We start from the raw sequence: 22,483 nt of genomic DNA on the forward strand, positions 1-22,483 counted from the left end.
TTGCACTTTATCAAATAGCTGTCCAACCGCCATCCACTATTAAATTATGCCCCGTTATATATCTGGAACCATCTCCCAGCAAAAAGCCTATAGACGGTGAAATATCATCCGGCATTCCTAATCTTTTCAAAGGAACTTTATGTTCATATTGTTGAACAAATGCTTCGGGCTGATGATTAAAAATGCCTCCGGGGGAAACACAATTTACCCTTACATTATAAGGACCGTAATATGCAGCCATATACCTGGTGAAATTAATTAATCCTCCTTTAATAGCTGCATATGCAGATGGATTAACCATTGGCGTGCCTTCATAGATTGTAAAATCAGGGCCGGTTACACCATAAATAGAAGCCACATTAATAAGGCTTCCCTGCTTTTGTTTCATCATCTGATTTAGCACCAATTGGCAGCATTTCACATATCCAACCAAATGCCAGGATACATTTTGTTCAAATGATTCCATCGATTCTTCACTAAAAGGAACTTTTCCCCAATCCGCTGTACGTGGATAAGCATTATTAACCCATCCATCAATCACCCCATACCTATCAAGAATAAGATCCAGCACCTCTTTGATAGATTTAACATCTGTAATGTCGGCATATAGCACGCCGAGATCCAGATCATTTTTTAATGATCTGTCAATAGAAATTACCTTTGCTCCTTCATTGCGCAAATATTTAACAAATTCATTTCCCAGCTGGCCTTCGCCGCCTGTTACTGCGATTACTTTATTCTCAAGATTATTCATCCCCCAAACAAATTTTTAGTACCTGAAAAGCTTCTTCAATATTATTCATATTTGGCAATAACTTATTATCCAGGAGAGACAGAAAATACATCATCTGTTGCTCATAGGTATATTGTATCTGAACATCAGAAGAAAAAATTAATTGCTCGTTGCTCCATACCTTTTGCGATATCAGATCAGCTAAAATGGTCCTGTCCTCCAGTACAATTTCACAAGTTCGTTTTGTATCTACCCTGAAATAATTCAGAATGATGTTAACAGCAAATTGATCATAAGAAAGCAGATAATTTGCATAATCAACTGCATTAATATTCAGGGAAGAATTACTTCTAAGTATTCTTTGGGTTGATACAGGTTGTCCCCATAACCAGGAAACGTAATCCAGCTCATGGATTAAATCCAGATTAACCCCGCCCCCCATATCGCTATTAGCACTATATATCTTCCTGAAATCCGTACCGGGACGCCAATCCGGCAAATATGACCCACAATAAACATTTACTTCATTGACCTTCTTTTTCTCTTTTAAAAGAAGCTCTTTTAAAAACAGGATGCAGGGATGAAACCTTAAGTTACAGGCAACATAAGTCCTTATTTCGTTTTTATTACAAAGCGCAATCAGTTCTTCTCCTCCCTGTACTGAATGAAAAAGCGGTTTTTCAATGAACAATGGTATCTTCAGATGAACCAACTGTTCTATAGTGATATAGTGGGCAAATGTAGGGTTTGAAATAATGGCAAAATCAAACAAAACACCAGGCTCACCAATACTTGAAATATTATGGACATGCAGCACTTCAGATGGATGTTCTCCTGACCGCAAGGCATAAATACTAACATCCTTATTAATTGTTAATAATGCCTGAATATGCTTTTTTGCAATAGACCCTAAACCAATTATGAGAACATTCATAATAAAAAGTCCAGTTTTTTATTTCGCATCAAATATTCCATAAAACTAAAATCGATCTCATGGTCAAGATCAAAGCAAACATGAGGAACTACGTATACCAGTGACTTGTCGGTCAGCGCTGAAGGGAAGTTTTTTTCAAAGAACGCTCTTTTATAAATGTAAAAAGAAGCATTCATATCATATACTTTGGGCGAAGATTGTCTTGTAAGAAAATTCCCCTTTTTACATAATTTATAGTATCCGTCCTCCGCTTGCTCTACCATATTAAAATATGGATTTCTATTCGCCGGGCTAACTGAAAAAATATTGAGTGCCTTATCATCTGCAATAAGCATTTCCAAAGCGTTATTGAGATCTTCTACTGTCCTTAAAGGAGCCGTAACATCAAGGTCTATCAGGTAATCAAACCGGGTATTGCTGCTCTTTTCCTCAAAGTTCAAAACATCTACAATGGCCGGCATTTTACCAATGGTATCTGTAGCAAGAGATTCCGGTCTTTTATATTCAGAAGTCAGTCCAAGTTCCTTTGCCGCCGCTATGATTTCTGCTGAGTCAGTGGACAGACCAATAGTACAATTCTTCTCTTTTGCGAATTTCCGGGCAACATTGATGGTGTAACCAATGAGCGGAATACCCGCCAGCGGGCGTATATTCTTCCCTGGTATACCTTTAGAGCCTCCTCTTGCACAAATGGTAATTAAAATATTCATCTTAAAATTTAATATGTTTGATATCATTTTGTGCCTTTTCAAAATCATCAGGTCTTCCAATATCCAGCCAGTAGCCTAATATCGGGTAGTGAATTACCTTTTTCTTTTTAGCGATCAGCAATTCCATGAAATCTGTGGCATTAAAAAATGTGTTACTGGGCATAAACTCCAGTAAACTCTTTTTAAAAAGATAAATTCCACCATTAGAATAGTAACTGTAAGTAGGCTTCTCATCAAACGAAATCACCTGTCCGTTATTAATTTCTAAAACAGCATAAGGCACCTTTACCTGATATGGTATACTTGCAATCATTAAATCTGCTCCTGATTCTATGTAAGATTTATAAAAATCTGCAAAATCTATATTTGTGAGTAAGTCTGAATTCATTAACAGGATGTTATCTGTGTTAAAAGAATCCACTAAGCTGAGGGCTCCGAAGGTACCCAAAGGATTTTCCTCTTCTACATATTCTATTTTGATATCCTTTACAGCTCCATTATTAAAATGTGCTTTGATCTGATCACCCAGATATCTGATTGATATAATAATACGGTTGATGCCATAATTAATCAACCTGTCAACATTATGTTCGATAATGGGTTTTGCACCAACTTTCAATAAAGGTTTGGGGCAATTGTCTGTAAGCGGCGATAAGCGCTCTCCTCTGCCTCCGGCCATTAATACAGTATCCAGCGGTAGCAACGAACGTTTTAGCCGCAAGTTTAAAATATCAACAATCCGATGATTCCTATCTACAATAGGAATTATTTTCAGGCTTTTACGCTGAAACAATTCAAGTTGTTCTATAGCATCATAGTCATTCTGAAAGATAAACACCGGATTGGGTTGAATATAATCCAGTATCGGCGTTTCAAAAGTTAATCCTTTTACAAATCCTCTCCGGATATCTCCATCTGTAAGAGAACCGATTAACTTATCTTCCTCATCGGCAACAAACAGAATTGCGTCAATACCTAAGATATTGAGCTTTGCCAACGCATCTCTGATGCTGTCTCTCTGTAGTATAAGATGTTTACGAAAATCCATTATTCCTTATCAATAAATTTAATTAACTGAAAAGCTTCTGCATAATGTACTCCGACTGATGCTCCCCTGAAATGAGCCAATGCGCTGATATTATCAAGACTACGGGGAAAAGGGTGCTCAGCAAGTTCTGATTCATAAACCTTCATTATTTCCAGTTTTTGCTCCAAATATGACGTAATGTCAACATAATAGTTTGGAATAAAAACCCTTTCAGGAAGTGCCGGTGCAAATTCTGTTTCAGAAATACATTCATACATCAGGAATTGTTTAATGTAAGGATATCTGAATGATTTTGTACAGGCTGCAACAGCATCAAATATAATACGATGATCTGAATGCGCATCTGAACGGTTAAGGCAATAGATAATTTCAGGCTTCACTTCCTGAAATATCTTTGATATAGCCGGTACCAATGTTAACAGACTTCCCGAAGTCAGAGACATAGTGGGATAGTCTAATTTATAAGTATTCTTAACGTTTAGCAACTCCCCAACTTTTGTAATTTCTTCCTGCCGGCTGTCTATACGTTCCTGACTAAATCCCTGTTCAATAAAAATATTAGTGACAATAAGCCAATGAACCTCATCACCATTTGCGACGTGCTTTAGCATAGTTCCTCCTGCACCGAGTACTTCATCATCAGGATGCGCAGATATGACAATAACCTTCTTCATGCTAGCATAAATTTGACTTCACTAAAAATTTCTTATCCTTAGGATCCACACTACTTAAAAAATCAGCCATCAACAACGCTGCATCCCCATTTTCATATGGAGACTGAAGTCCGGATATATAGGACCTGTATGTTTCATCGAAGCAGGCTTTTTCCAGCGAGTGAACAATTTCATCCTGCTGATAATCAACAAAAACAACATTACCTGCTGTAAGCCTTCCCTGTTGTCTTCTTCCAATATTAACCACCGGAAGTTTATAAGAGGGAGCCTCCAGGATACCCATGCTAGAGTTACCTGCCAATGCTTTGGCATGACGCAGTAAATTAACAAATTGCAGGCGGGGCAATGTCTTATTAAAATGTATAAAAGGTTTGGATTCAAATTCCTTAATCACACTCAGGATGTCATAGGCACCGGGATCAGTATTGGGATAAGATGCCACTACTTTATAATTATGTTTTTTTGCAAAAACTTCCAGGCTATCCAAAGCTATCTTCATTTGTTCAGCTGCAATATCTTTTTCAGAGGATAACGGATGTTTAACTAAAACAATATAATTCCCGTCCGTTATATCAAAGTTCATATAGGCAGACAATTCCTGTAGTGAGATGGCCGGCGTGTTATGAATATTTGACATGGCGGGATTACCTGTAAACAATACCCTGAATGCATCTTCATGCAAATGATTGACAAGATTATCTGCGTAATTTTGTGTTGTGGTGAAATGGATATGTGCCAGCTTGGAAACGGCTACCCTTACAGGATCATCTCCATTTCCCCAAACAGGATCACCACCACCGATATGTACTGTCAGCACATTCATATAGTTACCTACAATAGCAGTTGCAATACTCTCTTCCCTGTCTCCTACTACCAAAAGAAAATCAGGCGCCTCCCTCTCTACTGTCTGCGCTAATGCATAAGTCAGAATACCCACTCCCTTTGGCCGCTGCGTTTCTCTGTTTGTCATAAAAAGAGAATCGATCCTGTCTGCAATCACAAATCCGTCTTCTTCAATTCTTTGCACAGTATAGCCATGCCAATCTGAAAGATGAGCTGAGGATACTACTACCTTTACTTCAAACTCACTTCTCCTGGATAAATGAGATAAAACAGGATAAACGATATCATACTCACTCCTAATTCCTGTTACTACAAGTACCTTCTTTTTTTGCATGTCATAATAATTTATGCGCCGCTCTACTCCATTTTTCAATATCCCCATTCACCGATGAACGCCCGAACGCTATCCTTTACTTATCTATTTTTCTAGATTTGATTTATGATGGTAATTAAATCCGATTCTTCATAAACCCTCAAGCTTGGCATACCTATATCACGTGCTCCCCGAATATCAGTTTCTACTTTATCCCCAACAAATAATACCTCGGCAGGTGAACAGATGAAATTTGATAAGAGGAACTCATATGCTTTCGGGGCTGGTTTTTCAAATGCTTTCCCCCATGTTCTCGCATAAACAATCAGATCAAATAAATCAGCTATGCCAAGACATCTAATCTTGTTTTCCTGAACGCTCACATGTCCATTTGTTACTATAGCAGTACGGATATCTTTCTTCTTCAAATATTCCAGTACCGTAAGGGCTGTATTATAAGGAGTGATTGTAATGTTTATATTATTATAAATACTAAAAAGCTCCTCCTGCAACTGCGCCGTATACATATTATTTATCCGGAGCAACTCTCCAAAAATATCAGGATTACTCCTTGAAATGGAACGGTAATCCCTTATAAGTTTTTGTTGATCCAGGTTATTTTTTTTACAAAATTCATCCAACACGCCTTCATAATATAAATGCTCATTATAAAGGGTATTGTCCAGATCAAATGCAACAACTTTTATTTGTTTTTTACTCATAAATTTCTTCGTAATACCTGTACATTGTTTTGTCCTTCACGTCGAAATTATTATGTACTAACTTATCATCTTCATTTCTAAGCAGGCTAATAAAATTGGACAACATACAATCTGAGGCTCTGAGAGAAAGTATTGACCCTCCTCCGATCCTTGGATTAATGTCTGTAAGGAAATAATCGCCCTCATGCTCTCTGAACTGTATACAGTTGAATCCTCTGAAAGAAAACACAGAAGATATTCCAGATATATATTCCAGGATTCTTTCCTTCCTTATAGTTCTGGAAATAATTACTACCCCGGAGTCTACTGCTAGTCTCTCCCGCACCACTGCATTCAGCAATCCTCCCTGATTATCAAAAAGACAGTCGACAGAATATTCCTGTCCGGGTATGAATTCCTGTACAATGTACTCGTTCGGAGGAAGGCTTTCCTGCAAACGCCGCATATCTTCACTATTCTTCTGCAGGATATGTACACCGTTACTGCCCCTTCCTTTACGAGGTTTAACAACCAGTTTTTGTCCTTCGAAACTATCTTTATTTACTGAATATTCCTCTAACATACACAATGGCTTCAATGGAACTTTTCCTTTGAGTGCATTATTGAGTATATATTTATCTGTTATTTTTTCTAACGTGTCCTGACCAGGGTGAAACAATCTGCATCCGACTGAAAGCAATTGCTGCTCAAAGGATGACAATAAAACAATCTCATTTTCAGGGCCTGATATAATCCATTTAGCCTTTGTTTTCTGAATATTTTCCAGATACTGTTCACAAACAGTTGCTTTGTTTGCATCGACTGCCTTGTCAACAATAAAAAAATCGTCAACCAGTAAACGTCCCGCACTTTTCTCTGTAATATCACTTCCTATTACGTAAAAATCATTCTCCTGCAATAACTTTATTATTCCTGCTGAAGGCAGAGAGCTTACGGCTGATCTGATTACTTTTATTTTGCCCATTTATAATCTAATGAAACCTTTTTAAAAAACTATCAATTCATCCTCTTCATAGTTCCGGCTTGCTTTTCCACCTATTACCTGATCCCATAACATAGGGCTAATTCCTGTTCCAGGTCTTTTTACAGTAAGATTCTCTTCCGTAAAAATTTCTCCGGTTTTTATACTTTTTGCAGCAACAATACTTTTTCTCGCAACCGCTTTATTTTTAAGTTCTGATGCGGAAGCTGCCTTAACTCCATTTCCTAATGCAAGCTCTATATTCCTGATCGCTGAAACCATTGCCTTCAGCTCTGCAGGCTCCAGGGAAGATTTGTGATCAGGCCCCTCCATTGTTTTATCAAGTGTAAAATGCTTTTCTATGATAGTGGCACCAAGACTAACGGCTGCTACCGGGACTTCAATACCTAGCGTATGATCAGAATATCCGATTTCAACACCCAACCGGTTTTTTATTTCCAACATTGCCAGTAAATTAACATCCTGCATAGGAGTTGGATATTCCGTGTTACAATGCAATACTGTTATATCTTCTTTTTTTGTGCCGGCTCCTGTTAATGCTTTAATAGCATTCTCTATGTCTTCCATATCAGCCATGCCCGTAGACATAATGATTTTAGGAAATGCAACTGCCATTTTCCGGAGATAGGGAAGATTGGTAATTTCACCAGATGGTATTTTACCTAATTTAATTCCCAACTTGTATAAAAGATCAATGCTATCCAGGTCAAATGCTGTAGACAAGAAATTAATGCCTTTACTTTGAGCGTAAGCTATCAACTCTATGTGCGCAGCTTCATCCAGTTCCAGCTTCTTCAGCATGTCCTGTTGACTTTCAGCGCTGGAAGTGGTTTGTTTCTGGTAATCTGCTTTTCCCGCAAATTTGCTGGCTATTTTATTTGCTTGAAATGTCTGGAATTTAATATAGTCCACTCCAGCATTCAATGCTTCATCAATAAGCAGTTTGGCGTTGTGCAGGCTGCCATTATGATTAACTCCGGCTTCAGCAATTATGATAACTTTCCTTTTCATATTCATCTTTTTATTTGATGGCACGGATTCCCTACGTATGTTCCTGAAGTCTCTATTGTGCGATTAACTATCGTCCCGGCACCAATTAAAACGTTGTTACAAATTGAAATTCCATTTACCAATATGCTGCCACTCCCAATAAAAGTTTCGGCTCCCACCCGGCATCCACCATTTACCACTGCGCTGGTAGAGACATGAACAAAGTCTCCTATTTCGGCGTCATGCTCTATATTAGCGTTGGTATTAATTATTGCGTTGGTGCCAATAATTACATCAGCATTTACGTTTACACCATTCATAAGAATAGTACCCTCTCCTATGCTACTTCTTTTTGAAAGAATGGCAAGCGGAGAAATAATGGTTGCCAGTTTACCTTTGCAATCCCTGACCTTTTTAGCAATATTCATGCGTGCTTTCGCATCCTTAATTTGTCCAACTGTGATTAGAAACATTGTCTTATCATTGACAAAAAAAGATATCTCTTCATCTGTGCCTAATATATCGTACCCACTTAACTTTGTTCCTACTTTTTCCTTCACATCAAGAATTCCTTTTATAACAAAACCCTCAACTGATTCTATCACCTCAATGCATGATTTACAATGCCCACCTCCTCCAATTAGTATCAGTTCTTTTTTTTCCATGTGTACTGTAATTAAAATCTTACACTGCTAGGAATATTCACCACCCTTTCTTCCAGCCATCCCGCATTTTCCAGGGAATCTGTCTGGCAATGCTGATACATGGGCAATTTATTCATCAGTCGCCAGATTGGTCTGCACATAACCTGATTATCATTGGCCATTTTAAGAAAAGTATTACGCTCTTCCAGATTGGGCATTAATAAAGCATTCAGCCAAAAATTTGCCTTCGCGCCCTCTATTTCTGTAATGAAAGGTACTCCAACCTTGTCAAAATAAGACTTATAAGTAGCCGCCAATTCCCTTTTATTCTCAACGAAACTGTCTAACCGTTCCAGCTGAGCACATGCCAATGCAGCGGTTATATTAGGCAAACGATAATTGTAGCCAACCTCATCATGCATAAATTCCCATTGGTGAGGCACCTTCGCTGTGGTAGAAAGATGCTTTGCTCTTTTAGCTATCTTTTCATCATTTGTAACAATAGCTCCCCCTGCCCCGCAGGTTACAATTTTATTACCATTGAAGCTAAAGGTTCCTAATAAGCCAAAGCTTCCTGTATGCTTCCCCTTATAGTAACTACCTAAAGATTCTGCAGCATCTTCTATAAGCTTAATATTATACGCATCGCATATTTCCTTTATTTCGTCTATTCTTAAAGGGAAGCCGAAAGTATGCATTGGGATACAGGCTGCAATCTTCCTCCCACTGACTTTATTTATACAAATTCCTTCTGCATTCACTTCAGTATGCGATGCTAAAAAATTCCGCAATGCTGAAGGAGAAAGTCCCATGGTATCCTTATCCACATCAACAAATACAGGAATCCCTCCTGCAAAACTTATTGCATTAGCGGTAGCAACAAAAGTCAGTGACTGTGTAATAACCTCATCTCCCTGGTTAACGTCTGCAAGTATTAGTGCAAGATGCAGGGCGGTGGTACCATTTACTGTTGCAACAGCAAATTTAGCGCCCGTAATCTCCACCATCATCTCCTCAAATCTATTAACATACGCTCCTACAGATGATACAAATGTAGAATCCAGTGTATCTAACACATATTTACGCTCATTTCCCGCAAAGTAAGGAGTATGCAACTGGATAAGGCCTTGGGGAGTATTAAAAGCAGATCTGATAAAATTTATTATCTCTTCAAAAATCATATGTTATAGATATCAGCTTTGTATTGTTTTAAATGCTGTTCATTTCTGAACCAATCAATTGTTTCAGCCAAACCCTGATCCAGATTATATTGCGCATTCCATGAAGTATGCTCCTTTATTTTTTCACACGATCCGAATAGTCTGAATACTTCACTTTTTGCAGGTCTTGTTCTATCAGTATCGTACAATATTTTTGCTGCCGGATTGATCTGATCGATTAACTTCTGTGCCAGCTCACCTACACTAATCTCTGATTGAGTAGCAATATTACAATCCGTTCCTATCAGACTATCTGACTTGGCGATAGCAATAAAGCCATTTGCAGTATCCTTCACATATAATAAATCTCTTGTTGGGGTAATATCGCCAAGTTTTATTTCATTTTTACCGGCAAGCAATTGTGTTATGATAGTTGGAATAACTGCTCTGGCTGATTGCCTTGGGCCAAAAGTATTGAATGGTCTTACTATAGTAAGCGGCAGATTGAAACTGCGATAAAAAGATTCTGCGATACAGTCAGCACCTATCTTGGATGCAGAATAGGGGGATTGGGGTTGTCTTGGATGATTTTCATCAATGGGAACATATTGTGCAGTACCATACACCTCAGAGGTGGAAGTTACCAAAACTCTTTCTATATTGAGATCTTTAGCTGCCTGCACAATATTCAAAGTACCTTTTACATTTGTATCAATATAAGAATCCGGAGAATGATAGCTGAATGGGATAGCAATCAATGCTGCCAGATGAAACACGATATCAATATCTTTCATGGCAGTTCTCACACCATTTGGATCGCGGATATCCCCCGAAAATATTTCCAGTTGTGATAATACTTCCTGTGGTAATGTATCCAGCCATCCCCAGCTATTAAAAGAATTATAATATACAAAAGCCTTAACCTTGCAGCCTTCCTGCAATAAGCGCTCCGTCAGATGGCTACCAATAAAACCATCTGCACCTGTAATTAATACTCTTTTATTTCTTAAATCCATACTTGTAATCTATGTCAAAATTATAAACATCAAAACCTGCAAACATTGTACTGTTCTGATTCAGTTGAAGTAACCTTCATTATGCCTACACAAAAAGATCTTTTAGCAGCTTACGGATAATTAATATGATCACGATCAGAAAACCTCCACCAATGCCACCCAGCATTAGACCTTTAACCTTACCAAGCTTCTCTTTTCTCAAAGGCAGAATTGGAGTATCTACGATTTGAATAATAGGAGTTTCCTGCGCCATTGTAATCTTGGCCAGTTCAAGGTTTTTAACAACTTCAGCATACATCGTCTGTAATACTAACTTATCTCTCGCAGCCAGCTCCATACCAACGCCAGCGATCTGTTTTGCCGGATTCATATTTAAATCCTGTACCTGTGCTGCAGAATAAGTTTTACGATTAAGCATTATTTCCAGAGAATCCGCTTCCGATTGTAAGCGGTCAACGTTAGTCTGAGATCGCTGTGTTTTAGTACTTATATAAAATGCAGTGGCTTCATTAACCAGGCGCTCTACAAAAAATTTGGAGAAAAGCTCATCCTCGTTTTTACAGCTTACCAATATAAAATCAAGTTTCTTATCTACCTTTTCTACTTTCAACTGAGATTTCGCAATACTCAGCTGAATCTCATTTAGTATACTATCCTGTTGCAATGTAAATTTCCCCCTGTCAGCGCCAGTCGGGTACTTAACTGCCTTTAGTTTGGGTTTGGTCCATCCGTCACGCAACTGATTGAAATCAATATAACGCTCTATAAGTGTGCTTTTCTCTCCATTAATATCAACAACTGAGAGCAATACTTTTTCTATCATCAGCCTTGACTTGAGAAAAGCCATTACATTCTCTCCCTGAAACACGCCGCTTCCTCCACCTCCTCCCAAATCAATTCCAAACTGGCTGGCTATTCCCGAGTAAGCACCCAAAGCACTACCATTATTATCTTCCGCAACAAAGGTCAGTTCAGCAACATATTTGGGCTTTAGAACAAAAGCCAAAATCAGGCCGACAGCAGCCCCTAATAAACCAAACAACACAATAACCCACCATTTTTTCAATAAATATCTCCACCAAACCTGCAATTTAAGAATGAGCTCTTTAATAGAGATTTCATCATTTTCTTTAGTTTCTATATGTGAATTCGTATGCGATACTTCCATCTAATTCTTTTTTCGGCAATATATAGACCCTTACTTAATCCTTGTTAATATTGTTACTATAATCAGCGCAATAGAAGCTACTCCTGTACTGATTCCCAGCACTTCCTGGCCTGATAAACCCTTGTGGTTTCTTTTGGAGGGTATAAATATTTCAGCTCCTGGCCTAACTTTCGGGTATTTATTAAAAAATACCACCTTTCTTGTATTTTTCACTTCTCCGTTAGCATATACAATATAACTCCTCCGCTTCAATGCTGAAGCGGTATAGCCCCCGGCGCCTCTTATATATTCTCTAAATGAGTATTCTCTGTCAAAACGAACTTTCTTTGGAAAATATACTTCTCCAAAGAGTTGTACCGTCTGTAATTTTTTAGGAACTTTTATGACATCGCCCTCCTCCAGTAGTAAATCATATTTTGATCCTGGCTTGATCATAATCTGGTCCAGATTAATTCCCAGTAATTGATATTTACGTTCTATAGCACTCTTAACGCTTGATATGTCTGAGCTGTCCTGTAGCTTATTGTAAAACAATTCCAGCTTATTGTTTAACAATGCACTATCACTACTATTAATATATGTTTTGCGTAATAAAACAGCTCCTTCAGGAAAAGCCTCAGGTCTTAGTCCTCCTGAACGGGCTATCAAATCTGAAATACGTTCTTTTTTACTCAGAATAGAATATCGGCCAGGGAATACTACTTCACCATCAATCTGCATATTAGCCTGTTCGTTATAACCTGGTGATTTACGAATTACAATTTCATCGAAAGGCTCTAATAAGATTCTTTCTCCTGCAACACTGGCAAGATCAGCACTGATATCGAGCTGTTTTACAATTGCTTTGCTGCTATCCTTGCTGTCATATTCCCCTTTTCTGATCCTTCTTGCAATTTCAATGTGTTTAGTCGATGCCGCATCTGTTAGTCCTCCTGCTAATAAAATCAGATCCTCCAGATGCATACTGTCTGCAAAAGGAAACCCACCTGGTTTATTCACTTCTCCGGCGATACTCACCTGATACTGCTGACGCAGATCCACTTTTGAAAAAACAATCACGCTATCTTCCTTTTTTAAAGGGATCAATGTCTTTCCACTTATTACATCCTGTACATTAAAGCTGATGATAGCTGGTGTAAAATCATCCTGTAACCTGCGGATAATCCCTCTGGTTAGTGAGGCTTCTTCTCTTACGCCATCTGCTTTTTTAATAAGGTCAGTAACTGTCATATTTGGCTCCATACCGTAATTACCCGGATGGAAAACAGCCCCGCTGACAGTAATTCTATTACTGAACCGATTCAAAATTGAGTCTACAAAAAACTGGTCACCAGATTTTAATTTGAAAGAAGCTATTTCATTAGCAGGTACATTTATAACTTCCCGCTCTTTACTATTAATGCGATAACCAGTAATATTATCTTTAAAGGATCCGTCTGTATACCCCCCTGCATAATCCAGTATATTTTGCAAAGTTTCATTATCCTTTGCCTCAAAAATGGCAGGCCTTTTTATTTCTCCCAATAATTCTACCCTGGTTTTGTAAGGGTTTACCTTCACAATATCCTGATCCTGTAAAACAATATTATTGGTAAGATCTCCTCTGGTGATAAAATCGTAGAGATCAAAAGTTGTGATTACCTGCCCATTCCTGATTACCTGGATACTTCGGAAAGAACCATTTTCATCCGGACCACCGGATACATATAACGCGTTGGCTACCGTAGCGAGAGAAGGCAAAGTATAGGTCCCTGGTCTTTGAATTTCGCCAATTAACAATATACGAATACTACGAATATTACCCAGGGAAACCTGAACGAATGTTTTTCCTGTAGAAATAGTGGAATAAATGGTTGATAGTTGTTTTGTAATCCTGTTTTTTGCCTCTTCCATTGTCAGGCCATTTACATAAACAGGTCCTACGTTCGGGATGCGAATATAACCTTCCGCTGATACTGTAAGATCGTGCTGCACTTCTGAATAGCCATATACATCAATCAATACCTGATCACTCGCCGCCAATCTGTAATTTGCAGGGGTGGGCATTCTGAGATTGGGTTCAAAGGTCAGGTTTTGATTATTGAATAATTCAGCTCCGAATATTTTCTTTCTTTTAACGTCTGTCGGAGATGCATTTTGCCTGAAAAGATCAACCTTACTGGTATCAGTACTATTAAACTCCCTATCAGAATATTTGGTATCCTTCTGAAATGTCTCAGAACTCTTTTTCTTATCCAATAACTTGTCCAGTCCCATCATCTGTATTCTGGCCTTCAACTTCTCCGCCTCACTGGAAGGAATTCCCTTTTGATCAGCATAAGTATCAATATCCGACATTCCCAGATTATTCCGCTGCATTTCGTCAACAATTCGACGAATCTGCGCATCTGACAAATTATCTACATTTACTTGTTTGATCTGGCTTGGTGAAATAGATGGCACCTGCGCCACCACACAAAGGCCAATAAACAGGAACAGCTGGACCAGCAATAATTTTCTAAACATGTAATTATAGGATATAAAAACTTTCTTGAATATACTTTTTTGGAAAAAACCTACCTGGCCACATCCGGATGGACGCCGCCAAATAAGATTGCAAATCTATTAAAAATAACATATAAATGTGATAGGAATTACAATCCCCTAACAGATTTGTTTCTAAATCGTTAGGTATTGTTGATTAAATGTTTAAACACACCATTTTTCATATTAGGATTCGTTAACGACCAAATTCATGCCCAAATTGCCTGGAAATTAATTTTAAGCAAATTATAATATCATAAAAAACATAATATTATAAAATAATAGCAATGCAAATCTATTTTCTATTCTTTTACGTTAATCTATGCAGAGAGTCATTTTGATCATACCTGTTTTCAAAAGTCTATTTACTACTTAAACAAAAGCATCAGCTCCAAAATCCAAAACGGACAGTTCCGGGAAGTGCATTAAAGTCAGTGATTTGTTAATAAAAATCATTATATATCAATCGTTTCTGTTGTTCTCCGAATACACCTTTTACCCTTTTTTTGTTTAAATTAGTTAAGGCAAAACTTAAACATTATGTCGTCTGTTGAATTTAACACCTTGCTCATCGGAAATGCAGATTTCCTGAAACCCTTCGCATTTACCCTCACCAAAGACGCTGAACAAGCCAAAGATCTTTACCAGGAAACCCTCTTTCGTGCACTATCCAACCAGGAAAAATACCTGGAAGGCACCAACATCCGCGCATGGCTATTCACCATCATGCGAAACATATTCATCAATCATTATCGTAAAAAACTGAAACACCGCATGGTGGCCGAACCCAGCGTAAGTGATTTTTTTATGAACTACCAGCAGAGCGCTGTCAATAACAAAGCGGCTTCTAACCTCCAGATGAAAGATATTCACGTGGCGGTCTATCATCTTCCCAATATCTTCAAAAAACCATTCATGCTATATTATGAAGGCTACAAATACTTTGAGATAGCAGATATTTTAAAGGAACCGCTGGGCACTATAAAAAGCAGAATACACTTTGCCCGGAAAATACTTAAAACACAAGTACCCCGGCAATAGCAGCCACCCGGTAATGCTTTGCTGAACAAAAGAAAATATATACTACAAAAGGCAACGGAAATCAGGCAGCCCCACAGTGGTTTGCAGGGCTACAGCATTCTTTAATACACTAAAAATTTATGAACGGGTATAACCATATACCAATCGCAGGTAATGTTCTTTTAAATGCGACTGGAAATAAAACGCCATTACCATAATCATCGCAGCAGCGCAAAGGAACGCAGGATGTGGCCAGCAATAATACAACGCCAGGCACAATACCAGGTAACGCCCGTATTCCAGGTAGAAAACCCATTTCTTTTGCTCCATAATAGCACCACAATTGATAAGTGTCAGCAATATCAACAATGTGATACACACCTGTATGAATAGAGGTGCATAATGCTCCAATAACAAAAAAAGAAACAATAACACAAGCGTGGTAGCTATTTGCCACACTACATAATTATATAGTTTAGGCGTTTCCGTTATACTGTTATTACGCAGCAAAAATTTCTCTTCTAATATTTGACGTGCAACCGGATCTACATTATCGGGCCTGCCAAAAACAATACGAAGCTTATTTTTCCAGCCATTAGCAGCCCTGGCGGAATACAGCATTTCCAGTATAAAATGAAAATGCTGCCATAAAAAACTATTACTTTCCAATGGCTTGGTTAAACCATACACCGGTTCCTCTTCCTCCTTTACAAAGGTGCCAAACAACTTATCCCAGATAATAAATACGTCCCCGTAATTCTTATCCAGGTACTGTGGATTACTGGCATGATGTACCCGGTGATGGGAAGGTGTAACAAGAATATATTCCAACAACCCCAGCTTGCCGATAGTACGCGTGTGGATGAAAAAAGGATATAATCCATGTACGAGCAACATGCTGGTAATCATAGCGGGCGGGAAACCAATTACCGGCAATATTGCCCAGAAACCGGTTCGTATAAAAGCCTGGAATACAGTAATACGCGCAGATACGGTATAGTTAAATTCCTCGCTCTGATGATGCACTACATGAGCACACCAAAACACCGTTACTTCATGCGCCAGCCGGTGATACCAATACCAGATAAAATCTGTACAAATCAATAAGGCCACCCATAATAATACACTGGCCTTAATATCAAAAATGGCAAAATGCCGGTACAAATAATCATAAACAAAATAGAAAGCACCTACCGTAAACATATCCAGTAAGCGCTCTGCAATACCCACACTAATGTTGGTGATGGAATCATTAAACTTGAAATAAGTCTTCCCTTTTTTACGCGCAACCAGGTATTCTAACCCAATAAACGTCAGGAAAAAAGGAACTGCCAATGCCAGGTAGTTTAAATGCACATTATTACGTTTTAAATCCGGAAATTTATGCTACATCATAGCAAAACATAGGCTACTGCATGGTGCCAGTCCATGCATTGGTATGCAAATAATGTATTAGGTGGTGGTAAACAGTTACAATATTAAGTAATTAAATTTAATTATCCTACCAATTTAATAGACTAATAAATACGAAAGGCGAAAAGCAGCTTTCACCACTTTCCGCCTTCGCTTCATTGCATATATTTTTTATCAGTCTTCTCTCGGTCCGCCATCCGCCATTCTTACCATCTTTGGAAGAAAACGTCCTACTACTTCTACCAGGTCTGTTTGTGCAGCCATCACCGTATTGATATCTTTATAAGCCGCCGGAGCTTCATCCAGTCCACCGCCTATCAGCGTTACACCATGCTCCTGCAATACTTTCGTCAACTCACTGTTAGTGATAGATTGTATGGCTTTAGTACGCGACATCAATCTACCGGCACCATGCGATGCAGATTGCAAACTACTCACCTCTCCTTTTCCACGCACAATAAATCCGGGTGCAGTCATAGAACCAGGAATGATACCTAACATGCCCTTACCCGCTGGTGTAGCCCCTTTACGATGCACGATCACTTCTTTCCCCTCGTGTATTTCCTTCCAGGCAAAGTTGTGGTGGTTTTCCACCCTTGCCAGCATAGTAGCACCCATCGCTTTTATCAGTCGTTTATGAATATGGTGATGACACGCAGATGCATAATCCCCTGCCAGATTCATTGCCAGCCAATATTCCTGTCCGGCTTCTGTATCCAGGTCCAGATAAGCCAGGTGCTTAGCTTCCTGCGGTAAAGGACAAAGTTCCTTTGCCACCTGGGTGTAATGCCCTGCTATCTGCGCTCCCAGTCCACGGGAGCCGGAATGCGATAATAATGCTACATAATTTCCCGGTGCCAGGTTCCATTCATTTTGTGCTGCAGTGATCTCTACAATGCCCCACTCTACAAAGTGATTTCCTGATCCGGAAGTACCCAATTGCCGGGATGCTTTATCAAACAAATGACGCAGGAAAGGAATATCATTAAACTCACTTCTTTCCAGTACAGGATCTGCTTCTCTTTTTTTCCACTCTCCACCTGCACCAAATACAGTGAAGTCCATCAACTCCCTTTTATATTGACCTTCATGCGCTGTTAATGAGTGTACCGGCAGATCCAGGATACTCAAACACATACGGCATCCAATATCCACACCAACGCCATAAGGTATAACAGCATTATCTGCTGCCAATACACCACCTATAGGTAATCCGTATCCCTGGTGTGCATCCGGCATCAATGAACCGGCTACGGCAACGGGTAAACGAACAGCATTATTCATTTGCCTTAAGGCTCCTTCTTCAATGTAATTGCTGCCAAAGATGGCATAGGCTACCGGCGTTTCACGCAATGCTATTTCTTTAGCCGGTGCAGCCTTTATCAATTTCTCTGCAATCTTTCCTACTATTGCATCATCCACATATGCAGCGGGATCTGCAAGTATTTTCTTCAGCAGTTCTTCTGCTTCTTCCTGTGAATGATGCTTAAAATGTTGCTCTATAACGGTAATGGCTACACTAATTACAGGTCCCTGTTGGAATCCTATATTAAGTAACATTTTACCGTTTATTTTTAACTTTGACATATGGGGTTATTGTTATGGATAAATATCTTTTATGCTGATTCTTCCAATGCCTCTCTCCTGAAACCAATCACGTGTTGTTTTCTTTCAAAAGAAGGTTCATGTTGATTAGTTATTTCGGCTATCGTCATGGGTTTGCTGATAATAGTATCAAAGCCCATCTGCCGCGATAACTTTTGTGCCTTAGCTACTGGTAGTCGCTTAAATTCGTATTTGGCTATCAGACGACCTTTGCGTAACAAGGCGCTGTCTATGGAAGACAAATCGCTGTTGAAAGAACATACTAATTGAATATTCAAACAATCTGCCAGTAAACCATCAGATAAATTTAACAGGTTTGATACAGATGAATTGCCGGAAAATTTTCTATCCATAATTACATTCTCTGCATCTTCTATGATCACTACACAATTAGGATTATCTATCAGCAACTCCATAAATTCCGGGTTCATAATATTGTTAGCCAGATCCGGAGAAACAAAAAGTACACGCTTCTTTATCCTGCCAATAAGATAACGCAGATAAGTAGTTTTTCCTGTTCCCGGCAAGCCATGCAACAGTACAATACCTTTGTCTTTATCCTTCTTCAATCGCTGCTGTATTACTTTATCTATCTCCTTAAAATCATCTTCATAAAATAAACCAATGTCCAGCTTTGTACGTTTTATTTCCAGGCTTTTCAGCTCCAGTCCTTTGCGGCCGCTGGTAATGAGGTTGATCTCATGTGGCTCACGTCGTTGTTTTTCTTTATGACGTGTAACCATTTCCGTTACCTCCGTTACAAAGGCTGGTATTTCGCCATTATGCAGGATCTCACACCATGATTGCCAGAAAGCTACCACACAATTATTATTTAATACCATCAACGTTTGATTATGCTTGTACTTCTTCTTTTTGTTATCATAATCTGTATAACGGTAAGTATTTGTAATGATACTTTCATAGGTTTTGGCAAAAGCCGCTGCTGCTTTATCGCCGTCTACTTCATAAATATTGTTGATATTAGGAATATTATTAAAATTGACTGTATACACACCCTTCGGGTCAAAGTGCTCACCATCAGTAATATCAATGTTATTATTAACTATATGCTTCATTTTCATTATCTCTTAAATGTGAATACTTCCTGCTGATAAAGATTTACCAGGGCCGCTCGGGCCCGTGGCAAATCATATTTATCATGGGGGGAAATTACAAGTTATCCTTATGATAACCTGATTGTTGGGGGTTAAATGCAAACAGAGACGAAAAAAATATCTTAAAAAGGAGATGAAAGCGGAGCAGGATTACTCCGCCTGCCTGATAATTGTACCTCCTCTAATAATCTTTTATCTGCCACATAAAAAAACCCGGCCTGTTTTTACACGGACCGGGTTACTAACGTTAACGTATACACTACGTTAAGACATACCTTATCCGTTTAGCATTAATAAAATTAATGCTATCCTCAAACCACTTACTATGGCCATTTTGAATCCGTGCTGTGTTTGCCTGTAAAATCATTATCACAAACCAAAATAACAAAAAAGCCCGGATCAAATGATCCGGGCTTCTGTTATCTATACAAATATTTTTGATCTACTTGTAAACATAAAACGCCCGGAACCCGCTGCTGCCTTGCAGAGAGCAAGGTATTGCGTTGTCCATATCTAAATTGAAGCGTTTCATTTTTATAAGTTTTCTTTATTATTAATTTTAACGATGCAAAGATAACGGGATATATTTTGATATTGCAAATTTTTAACAAAATATTTTCGAATATTTTTTCTATGCTTTTTTCAACAGCAACTTCTGGCTTTCAAAATCAATGGCCGCATCAATTACCTGCAACAGGTCATTCCATTTGGCCACCGGCTCAAAAGCATTCTTATATACTTTCCTGATATGCACTTTCAATTTATCAGCTTCCAGTGTAGTCTTCACCGTGAATGAACCGCATGCATTGTCTATGAGCTTATCCAGTTTATCTGCTCCTTCCAGCTTATATCCTTTTGGAATAACCAGTTCTATGTTATACTCAAAACTGCGCGCAAAAGGCTGGTAGATATCCACCTTACGATCGCGCTGCTCCGGCTTTACCCGCAACTGGCCTCCTATCAGTTTTCCTGCATCCAGGATATAATTGTTACCGGCTTTTTTTACCAGCCCTTCCAGCGTGAACTTTGTGGTATATACGAAATCAGGATCATCATGACGTAACCCCATCTTATCAATGTGGTATAACATCAGCTCTTTCGGCTTTATATCAAACTGCTCATTAATCTCTTCCATAAAATCATCCTTCTGATCCTTCCGCGCTTTGGCAAAGGCATTGGTATATTCTTCTGCCAGTGAGCGGTTACGCCGGCTGTCTGCAAAATCTTCCATGAAAGTACTTTTCACCGCTAACGCAGTTCTTTCCGCTTCATAGTAATCTTCAAATAATAACAGGCGCTTTTGCTCGTCGGCACGCAAACTACCCTTCAGCGTTGTATGGCGGTTAACCAGCAGCTGCTGCATTGCATCGTCCAGCGATATTTCTATATGCTCTATCTTGGTATTCTGATCAGCCGTTGAATAGCCTATTTTCTCTTCTGTAAAAGCGGTGATATCATTTTTACGTTTCTTGCTTTTCATCAGCTCAATGGCAGGAGCAGTTTGTCCTTCATACTCCGATGAAACATAGGTGCAATGTGTAAAAACGCCATCGGCACTCATGAATACCGGCTGACTGCCCTTCGTTTTCAACATATACTCATAATCTCCTGTATTCAGCAATTCATCCTGACCAGGGCCATACCGTGATGTAACCAGCACAAATTCCGCAGGTATATCCATCGCATTCATAATTTCCTCCAGGTAAAAAAGGAACTTCTTATTGTTGGGTGTCACATAATTCCGTTGACGCCCTACCACAATTTTATCATCGGCACTTACCCGGTAAAAAGCGATGTAGCGAAACGCATAGTATACATAGTATGGAAGGCTATCATTCGGTAAATCAGAATTGTTGGTGCGCTTATATTCCCGCAACAAACTCTTTACCTGCGAAGTAAGCGCTCCGCCACCCATTGCAAATGCGTTTTTCTCCCCATCCAGGCTCCTTAAAATAGCCTCTTTTATTTCCGCTTGTTTCGGATTGTGTCTGACCTCACCTGCTACCTGTCCGGCTGCCGGATAAGAACCATACAGGATATCCATCCTGATCAGCGGAATCTGCCGGTATGGCGACATCCACAGGCTTACCGGTAAACTGGGAATATTTTTCACCAGCATATCAAACACAGATCCATCATCATCTTTCTTTACTTTAAAATCCGGCGCTCCATTAGCAGACCGATACCTCACAAAATATTTATCACTGATCTCACAATGCACCGAGTATTGCATAATCGGCTTATCATCTCCCAAAACAAAAATCTGTGCATCAATATCACTGTTGAGATCTTTCAATTCTTCCACTCTCACAAAATAATCGATCACATCACCCACCTGCAGGTCCGGTATGGCCAATTTACTTTTTTGTTCTTTGTTCTCCTCTTCATTTACAATCTCTTCATCTACTTTCACCTCTTTCATACTACCATCCGGCTTGATGATACGCACCCCAACAATAGTGGTGGCCAATCCGCTATGGTAATAAGAATTCAGGCTCCGGAATTTTTTGAAACTGAATTGTGAATATTCTTCCAGCGCTACCTTATCATTCAGCTTCACCATTTCGCGCACGGTGTTACTATAAAACAGGTCTTTTTTAACCTTAAATCCAATACCGATAAATTTAATTTTCTTAATACTGGAAGCTTTCAGATCCACATGTTTGGCGATAACAATGGCTGATGACTTATCATCTGCCGGTAATGCAGGCACTTTTTTAAATGCAGGAATATCCCAGTTCCACACTTCCTGTCTCACGGCCTCTGCCCGCTCTTTGTACTCACGTATATCTTTTGCCTTTTGTGCATATACCTGCGTGTGCAACAACAGTACAGCGACGGTATAAAAGAGAATTTTTACGCTCATGGTA

Annotated in this window: 19 protein-coding genes; 1 reads left to right on the forward strand and 18 read right to left on the reverse strand. The window is 39.0% G+C overall.

Annotated features, from left to right (window positions below):
- Positions 1 to 10: 10 nt before the first annotated feature.
- From CLV51_RS01350 to CLV51_RS01415, 14 genes are all read right to left on the reverse strand, one after another.
- Positions 11 to 754, reverse strand: coding sequence for an SDR family oxidoreductase (locus tag CLV51_RS01350; protein ID WP_106526214.1), 744 nt, complete (start codon positions 752 to 754; stop codon positions 11 to 13).
- Entirely contained in the window at positions 747 to 1,667 is a 921-nt protein-coding gene (locus CLV51_RS01355) for a Gfo/Idh/MocA family protein (protein WP_106526215.1), read from the reverse strand. The genes CLV51_RS01350 and CLV51_RS01355 overlap by 8 nt, the downstream gene beginning before the upstream one ends.
- Complete coding sequence (locus CLV51_RS01360; protein WP_106526216.1) at positions 1,664 to 2,377, reverse strand: acylneuraminate cytidylyltransferase family protein; 714 nt, start codon at positions 2,375 to 2,377, stop codon at positions 1,664 to 1,666. Before CLV51_RS01360 ends, CLV51_RS01355 begins: the two co-directional genes overlap by 4 nt.
- A 1-nt stretch (position 2,378) precedes the next feature.
- Positions 2,379 to 3,425 carry a nucleotidyltransferase family protein gene (locus tag CLV51_RS01365; RefSeq protein WP_106526217.1) on the reverse strand — a complete coding sequence of 349 codons (1,047 nt, stop codon included), beginning with the start codon at positions 3,423 to 3,425 and terminating at the stop codon, positions 2,379 to 2,381.
- Positions 3,425 to 4,099, reverse strand: coding sequence for a PIG-L deacetylase family protein (locus tag CLV51_RS01370; protein ID WP_106526218.1), 675 nt, complete (start codon positions 4,097 to 4,099; stop codon positions 3,425 to 3,427). The genes CLV51_RS01365 and CLV51_RS01370 overlap by 1 nt, the downstream gene beginning before the upstream one ends.
- A gap of 1 nt (position 4,100) precedes the next feature.
- Complete coding sequence (neuC, locus tag CLV51_RS01375) at positions 4,101 to 5,276, reverse strand: UDP-N-acetylglucosamine 2-epimerase (protein ID WP_106526219.1); 1,176 nt, start codon at positions 5,274 to 5,276, stop codon at positions 4,101 to 4,103.
- A gap of 92 nt (positions 5,277 to 5,368) precedes the next feature.
- The gene (locus CLV51_RS01380; protein WP_106526220.1) at positions 5,369 to 5,977 is read right to left on the reverse strand and encodes an HAD family hydrolase; all 609 of its coding nucleotides are present in this window, start codon (positions 5,975 to 5,977) and stop codon (positions 5,369 to 5,371) included.
- Positions 5,970 to 6,941, reverse strand: coding sequence for an ATP-grasp domain-containing protein (locus CLV51_RS01385; protein WP_106526221.1), 972 nt, complete (start codon positions 6,939 to 6,941; stop codon positions 5,970 to 5,972). The genes CLV51_RS01380 and CLV51_RS01385 overlap by 8 nt, the downstream gene beginning before the upstream one ends.
- Before the next feature lie 21 nt (positions 6,942 to 6,962).
- On the reverse strand, positions 6,963 to 7,970 hold the full coding sequence (gene neuB, locus CLV51_RS01390; protein WP_106526222.1) for an N-acetylneuraminate synthase: 1,008 nt from the start codon (positions 7,968 to 7,970) through the stop codon (positions 6,963 to 6,965).
- Between the two features lie 2 nt (positions 7,971 to 7,972).
- Complete coding sequence (locus CLV51_RS01395) at positions 7,973 to 8,614, reverse strand: acetyltransferase (protein WP_106526223.1); 642 nt, start codon at positions 8,612 to 8,614, stop codon at positions 7,973 to 7,975.
- Positions 8,615 to 8,625: 11 nt separating this feature from the next.
- A complete protein-coding gene (locus CLV51_RS01400; RefSeq protein WP_106526224.1) occupies positions 8,626 to 9,774 on the reverse strand; it encodes a LegC family aminotransferase in 1,149 nt (382 codons plus the stop codon).
- Positions 9,771 to 10,769, reverse strand: a complete 999-nt coding sequence (locus CLV51_RS01405; protein ID WP_106526225.1) for an NAD-dependent 4,6-dehydratase LegB — start codon at positions 10,767 to 10,769, stop codon at positions 9,771 to 9,773. The genes CLV51_RS01400 and CLV51_RS01405 overlap by 4 nt, the downstream gene beginning before the upstream one ends.
- Before the next feature lie 85 nt (positions 10,770 to 10,854).
- A complete protein-coding gene (locus CLV51_RS01410; protein ID WP_106526226.1) occupies positions 10,855 to 11,937 on the reverse strand; it encodes a Wzz/FepE/Etk N-terminal domain-containing protein in 1,083 nt (360 codons plus the stop codon).
- Positions 11,938 to 11,967: 30 nt separating this feature from the next.
- On the reverse strand, positions 11,968 to 14,442 hold the full coding sequence (locus tag CLV51_RS01415; protein WP_106526227.1) for an SLBB domain-containing protein: 2,475 nt from the start codon (positions 14,440 to 14,442) through the stop codon (positions 11,968 to 11,970).
- Between the two features lie 558 nt (positions 14,443 to 15,000).
- Here CLV51_RS01415 and CLV51_RS01420 point away from each other — a divergent pair.
- On the forward strand, positions 15,001 to 15,501 hold the full coding sequence (locus CLV51_RS01420; RefSeq protein WP_106526228.1) for an RNA polymerase sigma factor: 501 nt from the start codon (positions 15,001 to 15,003) through the stop codon (positions 15,499 to 15,501).
- A 117-nt stretch (positions 15,502 to 15,618) separates the two neighbouring features.
- Here the strand turns inward: CLV51_RS01420 and CLV51_RS01425 are convergent, their stop codons facing one another.
- The 4 genes from CLV51_RS01425 to CLV51_RS01440 all read right to left on the reverse strand — a co-directional run bounded on the left by CLV51_RS01425 (position 15,619) and on the right by CLV51_RS01440 (position 22,479).
- Complete coding sequence (locus tag CLV51_RS01425) at positions 15,619 to 16,836, reverse strand: sterol desaturase family protein (protein ID WP_106526229.1); 1,218 nt, start codon at positions 16,834 to 16,836, stop codon at positions 15,619 to 15,621.
- A 231-nt stretch (positions 16,837 to 17,067) separates the two neighbouring features.
- Positions 17,068 to 18,480: an RtcB family protein gene (locus tag CLV51_RS01430; RefSeq protein ID WP_106526230.1), complete on the reverse strand. Its 1,413-nt coding sequence runs from the start codon at positions 18,478 to 18,480 to the stop codon at positions 17,068 to 17,070.
- 29 nt (positions 18,481 to 18,509) lie between these two features.
- Positions 18,510 to 19,574 (reverse strand): AAA family ATPase, encoded by a 1,065-nt coding sequence (locus CLV51_RS01435; RefSeq protein ID WP_245898591.1) that lies wholly within the window; start codon positions 19,572 to 19,574, stop codon positions 18,510 to 18,512.
- A gap of 670 nt (positions 19,575 to 20,244) precedes the next feature.
- Positions 20,245 to 22,479: a DUF3857 domain-containing protein gene (locus tag CLV51_RS01440; protein WP_106526232.1), complete on the reverse strand. Its 2,235-nt coding sequence runs from the start codon at positions 22,477 to 22,479 to the stop codon at positions 20,245 to 20,247.
- Between the last annotated feature and the right edge of the window lie 4 nt (positions 22,480 to 22,483).

Source organism: Chitinophaga niastensis (genome assembly GCF_003014755.1).
GTDB classification, from domain to species: Bacteria; Bacteroidota; Bacteroidia; order Chitinophagales; family Chitinophagaceae; genus Chitinophaga; species Chitinophaga niastensis.